The sequence below is a fragment of the Methylothermus subterraneus genome, from assembly GCF_054656915.1.
Window position 1 is genome coordinate 23,912 of the sequence record NZ_BAAHXK010000006.1, and the last position, 13,726, is coordinate 37,637.

General features: G+C 59.6%; 15 protein-coding genes. 14 read left to right on the plus strand and 1 reads right to left on the minus strand.

Annotation, left to right across the window (positions count from 1 at the left end; all coding sequences use genetic code 11):
• Positions 1-61: 61 nt before the first annotated feature.
• Positions 62-319 (minus strand): hypothetical protein, encoded by a 258-nt coding sequence (locus ACYQ3M_RS06720; RefSeq protein WP_460035456.1) that lies wholly within the window; start codon positions 317-319, stop codon positions 62-64.
• On the opposite strand from ACYQ3M_RS06720, the gene ACYQ3M_RS06725 reads away from it, so the two are divergent.
• The 14 genes from ACYQ3M_RS06725 (at position 299) to ACYQ3M_RS06790 (ending at position 13,725) form a co-directional block, all read left to right on the plus strand.
• Entirely contained in the window at positions 299-1,123 is an 825-nt protein-coding gene (locus ACYQ3M_RS06725; protein WP_460035295.1) for a glycosyltransferase family 4 protein, read from the plus strand. The genes ACYQ3M_RS06720 and ACYQ3M_RS06725 overlap by 21 nt on opposite strands.
• Positions 1,113-1,901 carry an ABC transporter permease gene (locus ACYQ3M_RS06730; RefSeq protein WP_460035296.1) on the plus strand — a complete coding sequence of 263 codons (789 nt, stop codon included), beginning with the start codon at positions 1,113-1,115 and terminating at the stop codon, positions 1,899-1,901. The genes ACYQ3M_RS06725 and ACYQ3M_RS06730 overlap by 11 nt, the downstream gene beginning before the upstream one ends.
• Positions 1,898-3,100: an ABC transporter ATP-binding protein gene (locus ACYQ3M_RS06735; protein ID WP_460035297.1), complete on the plus strand. Its 1,203-nt coding sequence runs from the start codon at positions 1,898-1,900 to the stop codon at positions 3,098-3,100. The genes ACYQ3M_RS06730 and ACYQ3M_RS06735 overlap by 4 nt, the downstream gene beginning before the upstream one ends.
• A complete protein-coding gene (locus ACYQ3M_RS06740; protein ID WP_460035298.1) occupies positions 3,100-3,990 on the plus strand; it encodes a lysophospholipid acyltransferase family protein in 891 nt (296 codons plus the stop codon). Before ACYQ3M_RS06735 ends, ACYQ3M_RS06740 begins: the two co-directional genes overlap by 1 nt.
• Complete coding sequence (locus ACYQ3M_RS06745; protein WP_460035299.1) at positions 3,987-4,916, plus strand: NAD-dependent epimerase/dehydratase family protein; 930 nt, start codon at positions 3,987-3,989, stop codon at positions 4,914-4,916. The genes ACYQ3M_RS06740 and ACYQ3M_RS06745 overlap by 4 nt, the downstream gene beginning before the upstream one ends.
• The gene (locus ACYQ3M_RS06750) at positions 4,913-5,947 is read left to right on the plus strand and encodes a class I SAM-dependent methyltransferase (protein ID WP_460035300.1); all 1,035 of its coding nucleotides are present in this window, start codon (positions 4,913-4,915) and stop codon (positions 5,945-5,947) included. The genes ACYQ3M_RS06745 and ACYQ3M_RS06750 overlap by 4 nt, the downstream gene beginning before the upstream one ends.
• Positions 5,948-5,962: 15 nt before the next feature.
• Positions 5,963-6,358: a hypothetical protein gene (locus ACYQ3M_RS06755; protein ID WP_460035301.1), complete on the plus strand. Its 396-nt coding sequence runs from the start codon at positions 5,963-5,965 to the stop codon at positions 6,356-6,358.
• The gene (locus ACYQ3M_RS06760) at positions 6,333-8,093 is read left to right on the plus strand and encodes a tetratricopeptide repeat protein (RefSeq protein ID WP_460035302.1); all 1,761 of its coding nucleotides are present in this window, start codon (positions 6,333-6,335) and stop codon (positions 8,091-8,093) included. Before ACYQ3M_RS06755 ends, ACYQ3M_RS06760 begins: the two co-directional genes overlap by 26 nt.
• Before the next feature lie 272 nt (positions 8,094-8,365).
• Positions 8,366-9,397, plus strand: coding sequence for a hypothetical protein (locus ACYQ3M_RS06765; RefSeq protein ID WP_460035303.1), 1,032 nt, complete (start codon positions 8,366-8,368; stop codon positions 9,395-9,397).
• A gap of 64 nt (positions 9,398-9,461) precedes the next feature.
• Positions 9,462-10,526 carry an FG-GAP repeat domain-containing protein gene (locus ACYQ3M_RS06770; RefSeq protein ID WP_460035304.1) on the plus strand — a complete coding sequence of 355 codons (1,065 nt, stop codon included), beginning with the start codon at positions 9,462-9,464 and terminating at the stop codon, positions 10,524-10,526.
• Positions 10,523-11,356, plus strand: coding sequence for a peptidyl-prolyl cis-trans isomerase (locus ACYQ3M_RS06775; protein WP_460035305.1), 834 nt, complete (start codon positions 10,523-10,525; stop codon positions 11,354-11,356). The genes ACYQ3M_RS06770 and ACYQ3M_RS06775 overlap by 4 nt, the downstream gene beginning before the upstream one ends.
• A 2-nt stretch (positions 11,357-11,358) precedes the next feature.
• A complete protein-coding gene (locus tag ACYQ3M_RS06780) occupies positions 11,359-11,934 on the plus strand; it encodes an acyltransferase (RefSeq protein WP_460035306.1) in 576 nt (191 codons plus the stop codon).
• Positions 11,922-12,902, plus strand: a complete 981-nt coding sequence (locus ACYQ3M_RS06785; protein ID WP_460035307.1) for a glycosyltransferase family 2 protein — start codon at positions 11,922-11,924, stop codon at positions 12,900-12,902. Before ACYQ3M_RS06780 ends, ACYQ3M_RS06785 begins: the two co-directional genes overlap by 13 nt.
• Positions 12,895-13,725 (plus strand): glycosyltransferase family protein, encoded by an 831-nt coding sequence (locus tag ACYQ3M_RS06790; RefSeq protein ID WP_460035308.1) that lies wholly within the window; start codon positions 12,895-12,897, stop codon positions 13,723-13,725. Before ACYQ3M_RS06785 ends, ACYQ3M_RS06790 begins: the two co-directional genes overlap by 8 nt.
• Position 13,726: the final 1 nt, after the last annotated feature.

The window sequence follows — 13,726 nt, forward strand, 5'->3', positions numbered from 1 at the left end:
GGGTCGCGGGGGCTTTGGCCAGATCGATTTGTTTGCTCATTATGCTTTCTTGGAGGCGAATTCAGCGCTTGGAGCAGATTGCAAGATCAAGGAAGGAGTCCCGAAGAATACTATGGTATGGGTTATCCCCGGCTTTGAGATTGGCAGCGGGGGGCATCTGAACATCTTTAGAATGGTGCGCAATCTTGAGCTTTTGGGTTATCGCTGCCAAATCTGCATTGTTGGGGAAAACCGGTTTTCCTCCGGTGCGGAAGCTAGGCGGATAATCCGCAAGCACTTCGTGCCCCTTGATGCTGAGGTGGTTATTGGTGCAGAGCATGTCTTGCCTGCTGAATTCGCAGTTGCAACTGCATGGATGACTGCTTACATTGTTCGCGCACTGCCCGAAGCCTCCCATCGCTTGTATTTCATTCAAGATTTCGAGCCTTGGTTTTTCCCTATGGGAAGCGATTATGTGTTCGCTGAGCAAACTTATCGCTTAGGTCTGGTTGCCCTCGCTGCAGGCGATTGGCTTGGGAAGATAGCTGCAGATTACGGAATGCGGGTGCACGTATTTCGGTTCTCCTACGAGAAGGAGCGTTATCGGCCCTTGCCCCGCCGTCCAGGACCTAGACGGGTTTTCTTCTATGCTCGTAACGTCACCCCGCGGCGCGGTTTCGAGTTGGGTATGCTGGCTTTAAAGAAAGTCAACGAGAGATTGCCAGACGTGCAATTCGTGCTCGCCGGTTGGGACGTGTCTGCCTACCGCATCCCTTTCCCGGCGCTCAACGCGGGGGTCGTGCCGCTGGACGAGTTGGCGGATCTTTACAGCCAGTGTGACTGCGCCTTGGTGATTTCCCTGACCAATGCGTCTTTGCTGCCATTGGAGGTCATGGCTTGCGGTTGTCCGGTGGTTTCTAACCGCGGACCCAACGTCGAATGGCTGCTTCGGGATGGCGAGAACGCTCTGCTTGCCGATCCTACCCCGGAAGGCTTAGCTCAAGCGGTAATCCAGGTGCTCGAGGACGATCGCCTACATCGGAGGCTGCGCGAGGGCGGGCTGGTCTCTGCCGCCTCTACCGACTGGATGGCTGAGGCGGTCAAGATCGACGCCTTTCTTAAGGAATTGCGCCGTGGTGTTTGATAGATTGGAGCTGGTTCGATTTCTACAGATATTGCGCCTATGGACTCGCCGTGAGGTTACTGCCCGCTATGCAGGCTCTTTGATAGGGGTACTTTGGGCTTTTTTGTTACCTTTAGGTAACATTGCTCTCTTTTATTTTGTATTTGCGGTGGTCCTCAAAGTGAGGATACCTGAGCTTAACCTTGAGCACGGTTATTTTTTTTATTTGCTAGCAGGTTTGCTGCCTTGGATGGGGTTAGCCGAAGGAATTACTCGGGCCACCTATTCTTTGGTAGTGCAAGAGCAGTTAATCCAGAAGATCGCGTTCCCAGTGGCAGTATTTCCAGTCTCGGCAGTGCTTGCGTCCTTGCTACCGCAACTTATCGGTATGCTGATCTTCTTAGGGCTGTTGGCCATCTCTGGTCTGCTTACGTTTTCTACCTTAGGGCTAATCCCTTTACTTTTGTGTCAATTGGCTATGACCTGCGGTCTTGGTCTGCTTTTGGCGGTACTTGCGGCGGGTTTCCGTGATTTACTGCATCTGGTGCCAATTTTGGTCCAGTTTCTGTTCTATGCTACCCCAATTTTGTATTCGCGCAGTATGGTACCTGAGGAGTACCAGGTGTGGTTTTTTTTTAACCCTTTTGCCGCATTGGTGGACGGTTACCACGCTGTTTTACTTAGCCTGCCTCTCCCTATTTCGAGTCTGCTCGCCTTACTCGTCTGGACGGGTTTGCTGGGGGGCGGGGGGCTGTGGTTGTTCCGCACCCTGCGCGGTGCTCTGGGAGATTGGCTGTGACCATAGCGGTACGGCTAGAGAACGTCTCCAAGGGCTATGCCTTCTTCCCTCGCCCGATAGACCGCCTGCGTGCCTTGTTTGGCGGGGTTTCTCAGCAAACCTGGTACTGGGCTTTGCGTGACGTTTCCCTGATGGTGGCGGCTGGGGAAACCTTCGGGATCATCGGCGAAAACGGTGCGGGTAAAAGTACCCTGCTCAAGCTCGTTGCCGGCACTATTCGCCCTTCATCGGGTCGGATACAGGTTAGCGGACGAGTGGCAGCGTTGTTAGAGTTGGGGGCTGGCTTTCATCCGGAGGAAAGCGGTTGGGAGAACATTCGTTTAATGGGCGCTTTAGCTGGGATTCCAACCACTGAAATGCCTCGTTACGTGGAGGAAGTGGCGGCGTTCTCAGAACTGCCCGCGGATGTTTTAGCTCGCCCGGTCAAAACCTACTCCTCTGGGATGTTTATGCGCCTGGCTTTTTCCGCTGCTACTAACGTAGACCCGGATATTCTGGTCATCGATGAAGCGCTCTCAGTGGGGGATATACACTTTCAGAAAAAAAGCCTAGACCGCATTTTGGCTTTCCGCGACCAAGGGAAAACGGTGCTGTTTTGCTCCCACAATTTATACCAAGTGCGCAGCCTCTGTTCCCGGGTGGCCTGGCTGGACGCAGGGCGGCTGCGTCTAGTGGGGGAGACCGAGAAGGTAGTGAGCGCTTTTGAGAACTACGAGCGGGAGAAAAACGCGGGTCTGCGCGAGGCGATTCCAGGAACGCCGTTTTGCAACTTGGATCGGATCGCCGATGCGCCGGTGCGCCTGCGCGCTGTTGCTTTTGCAGATGCGGAAGGCAAGCCGGTGGCGGAGGTGGAGACGTTTCAACCCTGCCGAGCAGTGGTTGAGATCGAGTCGGCTGCATTTACCCCATGCCACCTGGGGGTGGCCATCGTCCGCAACGATCGCGAGAACGTCTTTGGCACGGCCACTCACTTTTATCCTGGTGCTCGCCCCTTATGCCCTAATGGCATCCTACGCCTTGCGTTGATTTTCCCCTCCTTGCCCCTGCTTTCTGGCGAGTATTTTTTAAGTGTCTATGTCTTGGATGATTCCGGCCTCCAAGTCTATGACATGGCCGAGTTGATCTGCCCGTTTACCGTGCGGGGAAAAGGACGGGAGGTCGGGATCGTTTATTTGGATCACCGCTGGGAGGTGACCTGATGGGCAAGCGCCTGTGCTATCGGCTGTGGTATCCCACACTGGCGCGCCTTCCCCTTCCTTTAGGCTATGCGTTGGCAGCGGTTTCTGGGATTTGGGAGATGCTAATGGATCAAGGCGGGCGGTATGCGGTGTCAAACGGCTTGCGCTATCTGCTGCCAGGGCTATCACCGCTGCGGCGGGCCGAGATCCTGGCCCGTCACTTTGTCATGAAGTCTTTAGAGCGCTTGGACGCCTTTGTGCTCATGGCGGATGCTCGCCGCGCGGCTTGCCTGGTACAGGTTTCGGAACTCGAAATCTTGCGCCAAGCCCGAGCTGCGGGCAAAGGCGTGATTTTGGTGATGGCCCATTTTGGCCGCGTCAATCTGCATGCTTTAGGTTTGGCTCTGGCCGGCGAACGATTGGGGATGTTGACTATGGCCATCGACGCCAATCCGGAGCTGGATCCAATCGAGCGCGATTACCTGCGCGCCAAGGCCGCTGCTCTGCATCGTCACCTCGGCGGGAGCTGGATTCGCCTTGGCGACAACTTGAGGGAACTTCATCGCGAGCTGGCGCGGGGAGAAGTCGTCATAATCCTGCTGGACGCTTACGTGCCGGGATGGGAAAAGCGCGCGATCCGGTCGCTGTTCCTCGGTGGCCGCCTCGTTTTGCCGAGCGGTATTTTGCGCCTGGCTAAGCGCACCGGGGCACGACTGATATATGCCAGTGCCCTCCAGGAGGGCTTTCGGGTGCGGGGCTACCTGGAGCTTCTCCCTCATGAGCCTGAGGCGGCTTTTCAGGCTGCGGTCCACTGTTTGGAGCGCGACGTCCAAAAATATCCCTGGCTTTGGTGGCAGTGGAATCTGGGGCCGCAGATCTTTGAACCCTGTAAAGAAAGGAAAGAGGCATGAAACGCTGTCTGGTTATCGGCGGCAATGGCTTTATCGGTAGCCATGTGTGCGAGCGCTTATTGGAACTCGGCCATGAGGTGGTGGCTTTCGACGTCGCGCGGGATTTTTCCGCGTTCAAAAGCCTGCACAATCCTCGCCTGCATACGGTTACAGGGGATTTCCTCAATCGGGCCGAGGTCAAAGCGGCGCTTGAAGGGATCGACTGGGTCTTCCACCTGGCCACTACTACCACCCCGGCGACCTCCAATCAGAATATCGTGTTCGACATTCAGAGCAACGTCATCGCCAGCATCGAGTTGTTCGAGGAGGCCGTATCGGCCGGGGTCGAAAGGGTTTTATTCGCCTCTTCGGGAGGCACGGTCTATGGCCGCCCTCCTGTTAACCCGGTGCCTGAGGACGTCCACCACGATCCTCTCGTATCGTATGGCGTTACCAAACTGATGGTCGAGAAATATGGGGCGTTATTTGAGGCCTTGGCCGGCCTTAAAGTGATAGCCCTGCGTATTGCCAACCCTTACGGACCTAGACACCGCAGCGCCACTCAAGGGGTCATTCCGATCTTCATCCGCCGCCTCCTCGCGGGGAAATCCTTGCAAATTTGGGGGGACGGCAGCATCGTGCGGGATTACATCTACATCGACGATGTGGCCGAGGCGTTTTGTCGGGCAGCGGTTTACGATGGACCGGAGCGGGTGTTCAACATCGGCAGCGGCCGGGGAATTTCCCTGAACGCCTTGGTGGAACATCTGGCGCGACTGAGTGGCCGACCCCCAGAGGTCGAGTATTTCCCGGCAAGGTCGTTTGACGTTCCCGAGATCGTTCTGGACATCTCCCGCGCCGTCCGCGAATTGCGCTGGCGGCCTGAGGTTTCCCTGGAAGAAGGTTTACTGCGTACCTGGGAATGGTATCGTAAAAATTCTCTATGACCCAGTTCCAGACCGATGCCGAACGTTACAGCTACGCCGTGGATCTTGCCTCTGAAGTCCCGGCGGCCAAAATCTTGCGCCTTGTCGGGCAAGGCAAGCGGGTGTTGGAGTTGGGCACGGCGGTGGGGGTGATGACTCGGATTCTGCACGAGAAGCAGAACTGCACCGTCGTGGGAGTGGAGCGTAATCCGGAGACCGCCGCCATCGCTTCCGCCTGGTGCGAAAAGATGGTGGTGGGGGACCTCGAGAACTTAGATTTGGCTGCCGAGACCGGCGCAGAGTTCGACGTCATTCTCGCCGCCGACATCCTCGAGCACTTGGTGGATCCTTGGCGTTGTCTGGAACGGCTGGTGCCCTTGTTGCGTCCAGGGGGATACCTGGTGGCCTCGGTTCCCAACGCGGCGCACAATAGCCTTGTCGCTGCCTTGCTGCAAGGGCGTTTTCCCTACCGGGCTAAAGGGCTTCTGGACTTTACCCATCTGCGTTTTTTCACCCGCGCCGACCTGGAGGAGATGCTGCTCGCCTGCGGCTTTCTGCCGGTAGTATGGGACGTTTACCGCCTTCCCCCCGAGCAGGCTGAATTTGACTGGCTCTGGCTTGCCCTGCCGGAGGCGCTGCGCGACTGGCTTGCTGCTAGGCAGGACGGCGATGTCTATCAGTTCATCGTCAAGGCGTATCCGGCAGCAGAATCTGAGGTGCGCCTGGAGTGGCATAAGCGGCTTGAGGCCGGCGAGCAGGAGCGGGTGCGCCTTCAAGCGAAGCTAAAGGCCGTAGAAGCTGACTTGGCCGAACACCGCAAAGCGTTTGCCGAGGCCAGGGAGCTTTTGCTGGCGCGAGAGCAAACCATAGCTAAGCTCCAGGCCGAACTGGAAGAACACCGCAAAGCGTTTGCCGAGGCCAAAGAGCTCATCGCTGCCCGCGACCAGGCCATCGCCCAGCTCCAGGCCGAACTGGAAGAACACCGAAAAGCCACCACTGAGCGACCAGCCGCGCCGCGTTGGTGGCAGAAATGGCGTCGTCTCAAACCTTGAAAAACGGAGGCATCGATGATCCGCACGCTTTCGCTCGTGCTATTGACTGCGATGTTGGCTGCTTGCGCCACCTTGTGGCTGAGCCAGGAGGAGCGTTTGAGGCAGCGCGTGGTTGGATTTTGGGACGCCCTCAAGGCGAACGACCTGGTGGCCATGTACGGTTATGAGGAGCTGTCGCGAAATCCTCAAGCGAGCCTGCAGAAATACGTGCAAAGCAAAGGCGGGATCCGCTATTTGAGTTACAAGATCCAATCGATCCGGATTTTGAACCCCGACGAGGCCGAAGTGAGCTTGGAGGTGGAATATTTAGTTCCGCCGGCGATCCAAAAGCCAATCAAGTCTAAGATCCGCGACCGCTGGGTGAAAATCGGCGGCACCTGGTACCATGCGCTCAGGAAACCCGGCTCTTGAGGAGCCCGACCGCCTGGCCAAGCCGGGCCTTTGGCTGCAGGCTTGGTTGATCGCCGCGGCGATCGGCTTCAGCTACGGCCATACCCTGGATGTGCCGTTCTATCTCGACGATTACCTGACCGTCCAGACCAACCCGGCGGTCAAGCAGTTTGACCTGGGCCGCCTGTGGCACGAGGAGCCGCTGCGCTTTTTGGGTTATCTCAGCCTGGCCTTGGATTATAAGCTGCACGGCCTGGAAGTGGCAGGCTATCACTTTAGCAATCTGCTTTTGCATTTCTTGGCCGCTTTGGCCCTTTGGCAGTTGGTGCGCGAGCTGGTCAAGACGCCGGCCGGGCAAAATGCCGCCGGCGCGGGATTGCCTTTGGCGGCGGCGCTTTTGTTTGCCGTCCATCCCTTGCAAACCCAGGCGGTGACTTACATCAGCCAGCGCTTTGCGGTGCTGGCGGCGCTGTTTTATCTGACCGCTCTGGTCTGCTACCTGCGCCTGCGCCTGGCCTCCGGCCTAAGGCACCGGCTGCCGTGGGGGGTAGGGCTGGTACTGGCTGCGGCCTTGGCGCTCTTGAGCAAGCAGAACGCCGCCACCTTGCCGTTGGCCATTCTGTGGGTGGAAATGGTCTGTTTTCCGGCTTCCCGCCACGCCGCTGGGCTGCGCTTAGGCGCCCTGGCCGCATTGGGGTTAGGTTTAGGCCTGCTGTGGGCGGTCAATTACCTGCCGCCGCTTAAATTCCTCGACCGTCTCACGCGCGAGACCGATTGGTTTGGCCGCAGCGATTACCTAGCTGCCCAGGTCAAAGTCCTGTGGTGGTATCTTCGGCTGTTTTTCTGGCCGCTGGGCTTGCGGTTGGATTACGCCGCCCATCAAACCCCTACGTGGTCCGATCCTTGGGTCATCGTGGCGGCTTGGGGGCATCTGACCCTCATCGGCCTGGCGCTTTGGAATCTAAAGAGAGCGCCGCTTGCGGCTTTTGGGGTCTTGTTTTACTACACCGCCCACCTGGTCGAGTCCTCCATCGTCCCGATCCGGGATCTGATCTTCGAGCACAGGACCTATCTTCCCAACGCCGGCTTAAGTATAGCCTGCGCCTTTGGGCTGCTGGTTTGGCTTCCGCGCCGCCTGCCCAGGCTTGCCTGGCTGGGCCCGGGGGTGTTCTGCCTGGCGCTCGTCGGTCTTCTCTGGCAGACCTGGCAGCGCAACCAATTTTGGCGCGACCCGATCGCGTTCTGGGAGGATAACGTCCATCTGGAGCCGCAGGCACTGCGGCCCAAGTTGGAGCTGGCGCGCGAATATTTTAACGCCGGCAGGGTGCAGGAGTCCTTGGCGCTGGGCAGGCAAATCGCCGCCTCCACCCCTTGGCCGCCCAAGGCGCCGTTGCCGCAGAGCGTGGTGGCCAATCTGGCCGCCGCCTATCTGGTGGCGGGCGACTACGACCTGGCCCTGCGCGCGGTGGAGGACACCTTAAAGCGTCCCTTGTTGCCGCAGGTGAAAAAGCGCCTCTACTGGGTGCGCGGCAGCGTGTATCTGGCTCAGAAGCGCTATTCCCCGGCCGAGGCCGACTACCGCGCGGCGCTGTCGCTCGATGGCGAGGACGCGGCCCTGTGGCTGTCTCTGGGCGAGGCGCTGCTCGCCCAGGGCAAAAGCGCTAAGGCCAAGCGCGCCTACCGCAAAGCGCTTGCTCTTGAGCCAGACAACGCTCTGGCCAAACAGCGCTTGGCGCAGCTTGGGGGAGGGGCGTAAATGGGTGGCCAAACCTGCCGCAAGATTGAATTTGCAAGTCCGGCGGCGTTGTGGCTATACTCATTCAAGTCCATCAAGGCAAGGGTTGTCGATTTGGCGTTGCCTGAATGCAACAAAACAAGCGCGTGGAAACCGATTACAAAAGCGCTTTTGCGATTTCTTGCTTGCCAAAATCCAACAATGCCGTTATATTGAAGCCTAGCCTTGAGCTTTTTTTAGGTCAGGGCAGGCGTTTGAGTTTGTGGTTTCGCAACACGTAAGGGAGAAAAGCGATGAAGATGAAAAAACTAGCGCTCAGCACAGCCATCGCCGCGGCGATGGGGACGACCGCTGTCCAGGCGGTGGTCGAGTCCGAATATTCGGTAGGTTTGCTCGTTCCGAACGTGATCCACGACGGCAAGGGAAACACGACGGCAGTGGGTCTAATTGCCCGTCGGCCCGGGGTGATTTATTGGACCTTCTTCGATCAAAATTCTAAGCACGTCACCGACGGCCAGATCAAAGTTACCGAAAACGACTACGTTTCTTTCGTCTGGCAGGACGAAGGGGGGTTCGGCACGGAAAACCAGCGCGGCTATTTAGTGTTCGTCGAGGACGTGGACCCGGACGGGGCAGGTCCTAACGTTCCGGACGGCGTGATCAATGTAAGTGACTTTCAGAAGGCCCCGCTGGCAGGGCATGCGGTGCAGGTGATTCCGCCGAACGACGTGGCTTTCTTGCCCAGCGTGCCTTTGACCGACATCGATTTCGAGGGCGATTTGGGCACAGCGATCGATCCGACCAATCTGACTGCAACGAGCGTCGATTATTTGATGGCCGGGGCCAACTGCGTCTCTAATGGGGCCACCAGCAATGGCCAAATCGGCACGTTGACCGAGACCATCAGCGGGCCGCTCCAGGAGGAGATCGACATGCGTTATTTCATCGACGGCAAAAGCGGGGGTCGCGATACGAGCATTCTCGCGTGGTCGGCGAGCGCCATCAAGGGCACCTACACGGTCAACATGTTCGACGATCAACAAAACCGCAAGTCGGTGAACTTCGAGCTGCCCAACGAAGAGCAAAACTTCATCGACGTCGAAAAGATCGTCGGCCGGCCGGCCAATTTCCTAGACGGCTTCATCCGCTGGCCGGTACCCTGTGGCTTTGTGGATGACCAGCACAAAAGTGCCGCTCCCTGGAACGGCGTGGTCACCTTCAGCACCATCTCCGCGCCGGACTTCGGGGCGGTGCAGACCATCATCAACCCTTGGGGCAACAACGTAACGCCGGAAGCTGGGGAGCAGACGATCGCAATCGAATAATAAATTTTAGGCGATTTCGCCTTGAAGCAAGCGCCGGCTTTGCCGGCGCTTTTCTTTGGAGGGCTTGCACTTGAAAAGTGCCTGGCTGCTGCTTTTGCTTTTGCTTGCCGCGTGCGCGCCCTTGCCTGAAAGGCAAGAGGCGCCCTTGCCGTTTGCCAAGGCCAGCCCGTGGGACGCTTTGCTGCTTGAGGAAGACGGGCGATGGTTTCTAATCGCCAGCCTCCACGGCGACAACGCCCTGGGACTTTGGGACCTTGAGCAAAACAAGGAAATCGGCCGCTACGAGGAGGCCGGCTATCACCCCGACGGCCTGTGCCGGTGGGAGGGAGAGCGCTTGGTCCTGGCCGCCGAAGGCGAGCGCCAGGTTCAATTGTGGCGCCTGCAAGGCGGCCGGCTGGTCTTGGAAAAAGCGCTTCCTGCCCCCTTTGCGGTGCGCGATTGCCTAGCGGTGGATTTGGACGGCGACGGCCATAAGGACCTGGTGCTCACTCCTTACGCCGGCGCTCAGGTGGTGATCTGGTGGGGGGCGGGAAATTTTGCCTTTCCCCAATCCCAGGCGCTTGCCGCCGCCCCCACCCCCTGGCACGCGGCGGTTATCGATTGGAACGGCGATGAACTCCCCGATCTTATCTGGAGCGATTGGGATACTGGTTCCATCCGCGTGCAGCTCAATTTGGGCCGGAGGCGGTTTGCGACCCGCTTTCTGCAGCCTGTAAGCCCAGGCTCACCGCGCCAGGTGGCGGCCGGCGACATCGACGGCGACGGCAGGGAAGATGCGGTCGCCGCGCTCGAGACCGGAAAGGCGGCGCGCGTCTTTTACCACCGCGGCCAAAACGTCGAGACCGAGGACATCCCCGCGCCCGAGTGGGGCTATTCCAGCGCCGCGGTGCTCAAAGACGGCACTGTGGCCTTGGGCGAGGAAGGGCGGGTGATCCTGGCGCGCAAAGGCCCTTCGGGCTGGAGTCTGCGCCAGCTTAAAGCCGGCAGCCTGCCTTCGCGCCTTCGGGTGGGAGACTGGAACGGCGACGGCAAAGAGGATCTGCTGGTAGTCAATTCGGCAGGCCCTGGGGTGAACGTTTATTTTGGGCCGCTGTGGGAAAAGGCCAAAGCGCTTGAGGAGAAGCGATGAGAGCGTGGGTGATTTGGCTGTTGGGCTTGAGTCTGAGCGTGTGGGCCGCAGAGGATCCGGTCCTGGCTGTAATCGGCGATGAGAAAATCACCGCGGGCCAAGTGCGCGCCTACGTGAAAAAACGCCCCTTGCTTGCGGGCTATCTGGCGACCGGTTATCCGGGCTGGCGACGGGTGTTGGTGGATCTCATCGACCTTAGGCTTTTGAATCGGGAAGGCGAGCGCCTGAAAATCCCACGCGAGGCCGAAGACGACGAGGACCTTTACGCTTTGCGCGTCAAGCGCAAGCTTTTGCCCCCCTGCGCGAAGCCCGACGAAAAAGGGGCCAAGCGCTTTTATCAAGAGCACCCGGAGCGCTTCTCCACCCCGGCGTTCGTACGCCTAAATCGCCTGGAACTGCCGGTCTCAGCCCAGATCGAGGGCAAGCCGGCGATCGAGTTTCTCCAAGAGGCGGGCGAGCGCGTGCGCGCCGGCGAGAAGAACTTGGCTGAGCTCGCCGAGCTTTGCCCGCAGGGCAAAGCCTGCCTGCAGGATCTGGGCTTTGTGCGCACTGAGGCCTTTGCCGAATTGGGCGAGGCGGGGCTGAAAGCTTTGCAAACGGCCAAGGTCGGGGAGGTGGTCGGCCCGCTCGTGGTGGGAGAGTGGGTCTATCTCTATCAGGTCACTGCCCGCCGCGAGCCGATCCTGGCGCCGTGGGAGCAGGTCCAAGCCGAAGCCGCCGAGGAAGCCTTGCGCTTTTGCCGAAGCGAGGCCTTTGCCCGCCTGCGCCAGGACCTTTATCGACGTTACGGCGTGGTCCTGCACGAAAAAGCCCTGCAGACCTTGCGCTAGCCATGCTCGGCATCCCAGGGCTCACCTCCCATCATCCCGGCATCGACCGGATGGGAGCGGGATGCCGGATCGCGGCTTCGGTGAGCGTGTGCCGCTTCGACGAGGGCCGCTCGCGCATCGTCTTGGGCGAGCGGGTCAGCCTCTATGAAGGCGTGCGGCTGGTAATCGGGGACGGTTTATGCCCTGAGGCGCGCCTGGTAATCGGCGACGATACCATCGTCAACGTGTACGCGTATCTTTCCGGCGAGGGCGGGCTGGAGATCGGGCCCAAAGTCTTGATCGGCCCGCACGCCATGCTTTTATCCGCCGGCCATCGCACCGAAGGCAACTTGCCGATCCGGGACAATCCCTTAAGCTATGGGGCGATTCGCATCGGCGAAGGGGCCTGGATCGGCGCCGGGGCGATCGTGCTGCAAGGGGTTTTGATCGGCGCTGGGGCGGTGGTGGGGGCTGGTTCGGTGGTGACTAAAGACGTGCCGGACGAAGCGGTGGTGGTGGGCAGTCCGGCGCGCTTTCTGCGCTGGCGCGATGGTTGCCGTTCTCGCTTAACGTGGCTTAAGCGTCTATGGAGCGGCTAAGAATCCCGGTCAGCGTGGTCCTCGTCAACTGGAACGGCGGGGAGATGCTGATGCGAACGCTTTCGGCCCTGGCCGAGCAGAGCGTTTCGCCGCAGGCGGTGGTGGTGGTGGACAACGCCTCGGGCGACGGTTCGGTTGAAGAGGCGGCGCGAAGATTTCCCTGGGTGCGGCTTAGACGGCTGGATAGAAACCTAGGCTTTGCCGCGGCCAACAACCTGGCGCTGCGCGAGGAGGTAAAAACCCCATGGGTGGCTTTGCTTAACCCCGACGCGGTCCCCCAGCCCGACTGGCTCGAGCGCCTGTGGCAGGGCGTTTGCGAGCATCCGGGCTATGCCGCCTACGGCGGCAGGATGCACCGGTTGGACGATCCTTCCCGCCTGGACGGCAGCGGCGACTGCTATCACCCCTGCGGCTGGGGATGGCGGCGCGATTTCAATCGCCCGGAGGCCGAGGGCGAGCGTGTTCCGGGGGAGATTTTTTCTCCGTGCGCGGCAGCGGCCCTCTACCGGCGCCAAGACGTGCTGGAAGTGGGCGGGTTCGACGAGGATTTTTTCTGTTATTTTGAAGACGTGGACCTGGGGTTTCGTTTGCGGCTTGCCGGCAAGCGCTGCTATTTTCTGCCCGAGGCGGTGGTTTACCATAAAGGCTCTTACAGCACCGGCTACAAGAGCGATTTTACCGTCTATTATGGTCTGCGCAACTCGATTTGGTGCTGGTGGAAGAACCTGCCTTGGCGCTGGATCGCGCGCTATCTTCCGGCGCATCTTTTGTTCTGTTTGGGGTTTTGCCTTGCCGCGGCGGCGCGCGGGCAAGGAAAAGCGGCGCTTTTGGCCCTGCGCGATGCCTTTTGGGGTCTTCCCAAAATGCTGGCCAAGCGCCGCCCGGTTTCCCTGCAAGAAACCGCCACCTCGGCCATGACGCGCTCGTTTGGAGAGCTTTGGGCCGCGTTTTGGGCGCGCCGTGCCTGATCTTATCGCCTCCATCGTCGTCTATCGCTCGCCCTTGCCGGCTTTGGAGAAGGCGCTCTTTCACCTGCGGCAGGCGGGCGAATGCGCTGTGGCCCAAGGGCAACTTGGCGCTTTCAAAGTGGTTCTGGTCGATAACGCCTCCGGCCCGGAATACCGCCGCGCCTTGCAGGACTTGATCCGCCGCTGGCGGCAAAGCTTAAGGCTTGAGCTCATCCTGAGTCCCGCCAACGGCGGCTACGGCCTGGGCCACAACCAGGTGGCAACGCAAGGAGGGGATTTCCGCCTGGTGCTCAACCCCGACGTGTTTTTAGAAACAAAAGGCCTTGCGGCCGCGCTTGAGTTTCTTAAAGAGCATCCCGAGGTCGGCGTGGTGGTGCCTCGGGCGCTGGACGGCCAAGGCCAAAGGGCCTATTTGTGCAAGCGCTATCCCAGCGTGTTGGTCCTGGCGCTGCGAGGGTTTGCCCCGGCCTGGCTGAGAGCGCCGTTTCGATCCCTGCTCGCGGCGTATGAGATGCGCGATCTTAACTGGGATCGGGCGCAGTTCGATCTGAGCTTGGTCAGCGGCTGCTGTCTGCTCGTGCGCGGGCGGGTGTGGCGGCAAACCGGCGGGTTTGATCCTCAGTATTTTTTGTATTTTGAGGACTTCGATTTTTCTTTGCGCGCGCGTAGAATCGCCAAAATCGCTTATCTTCCCGATTTTCAAATCGTCCACCTGGGCGGAGGGGCGGCGCGCAAGGGCATCCGGCATACGATCTGGTTTTTGCGCGCAGCGTTTCGGTTTTTCCGTCAATACGGCTGGCGCTGGATCCATCCAGGCGACTGAC

Coding starts and splice junctions, on each gene's coding strand:
- ACYQ3M_RS06720 (WP_460035456.1), bottom strand. CDS start 319: ATGCTCTGCACCAATAACCACCTCAGCATCAAGGGGCACGAAGTGCTT.
- ACYQ3M_RS06740 (WP_460035298.1), top strand. CDS start 3,100: ATGGGCAAGCGCCTGTGCTATCGGCTGTGGTATCCCACACTGGCGCGC.
- ACYQ3M_RS06745 (WP_460035299.1), top strand. CDS start 3,987: ATGAAACGCTGTCTGGTTATCGGCGGCAATGGCTTTATCGGTAGCCAT.
- ACYQ3M_RS06750 (WP_460035300.1), top strand. CDS start 4,913: ATGACCCAGTTCCAGACCGATGCCGAACGTTACAGCTACGCCGTGGAT.
- ACYQ3M_RS06755 (WP_460035301.1), top strand. CDS start 5,963: ATGATCCGCACGCTTTCGCTCGTGCTATTGACTGCGATGTTGGCTGCT.
- ACYQ3M_RS06760 (WP_460035302.1), top strand. CDS start 6,333: ATGCGCTCAGGAAACCCGGCTCTTGAGGAGCCCGACCGCCTGGCCAAG.
- ACYQ3M_RS06765 (WP_460035303.1), top strand. CDS start 8,366: ATGAAGATGAAAAAACTAGCGCTCAGCACAGCCATCGCCGCGGCGATG.
- ACYQ3M_RS06775 (WP_460035305.1), top strand. CDS start 10,523: ATGAGAGCGTGGGTGATTTGGCTGTTGGGCTTGAGTCTGAGCGTGTGG.
- ACYQ3M_RS06780 (WP_460035306.1), top strand. CDS start 11,359: ATGCTCGGCATCCCAGGGCTCACCTCCCATCATCCCGGCATCGACCGG.
- ACYQ3M_RS06785 (WP_460035307.1), top strand. CDS start 11,922: ATGGAGCGGCTAAGAATCCCGGTCAGCGTGGTCCTCGTCAACTGGAAC.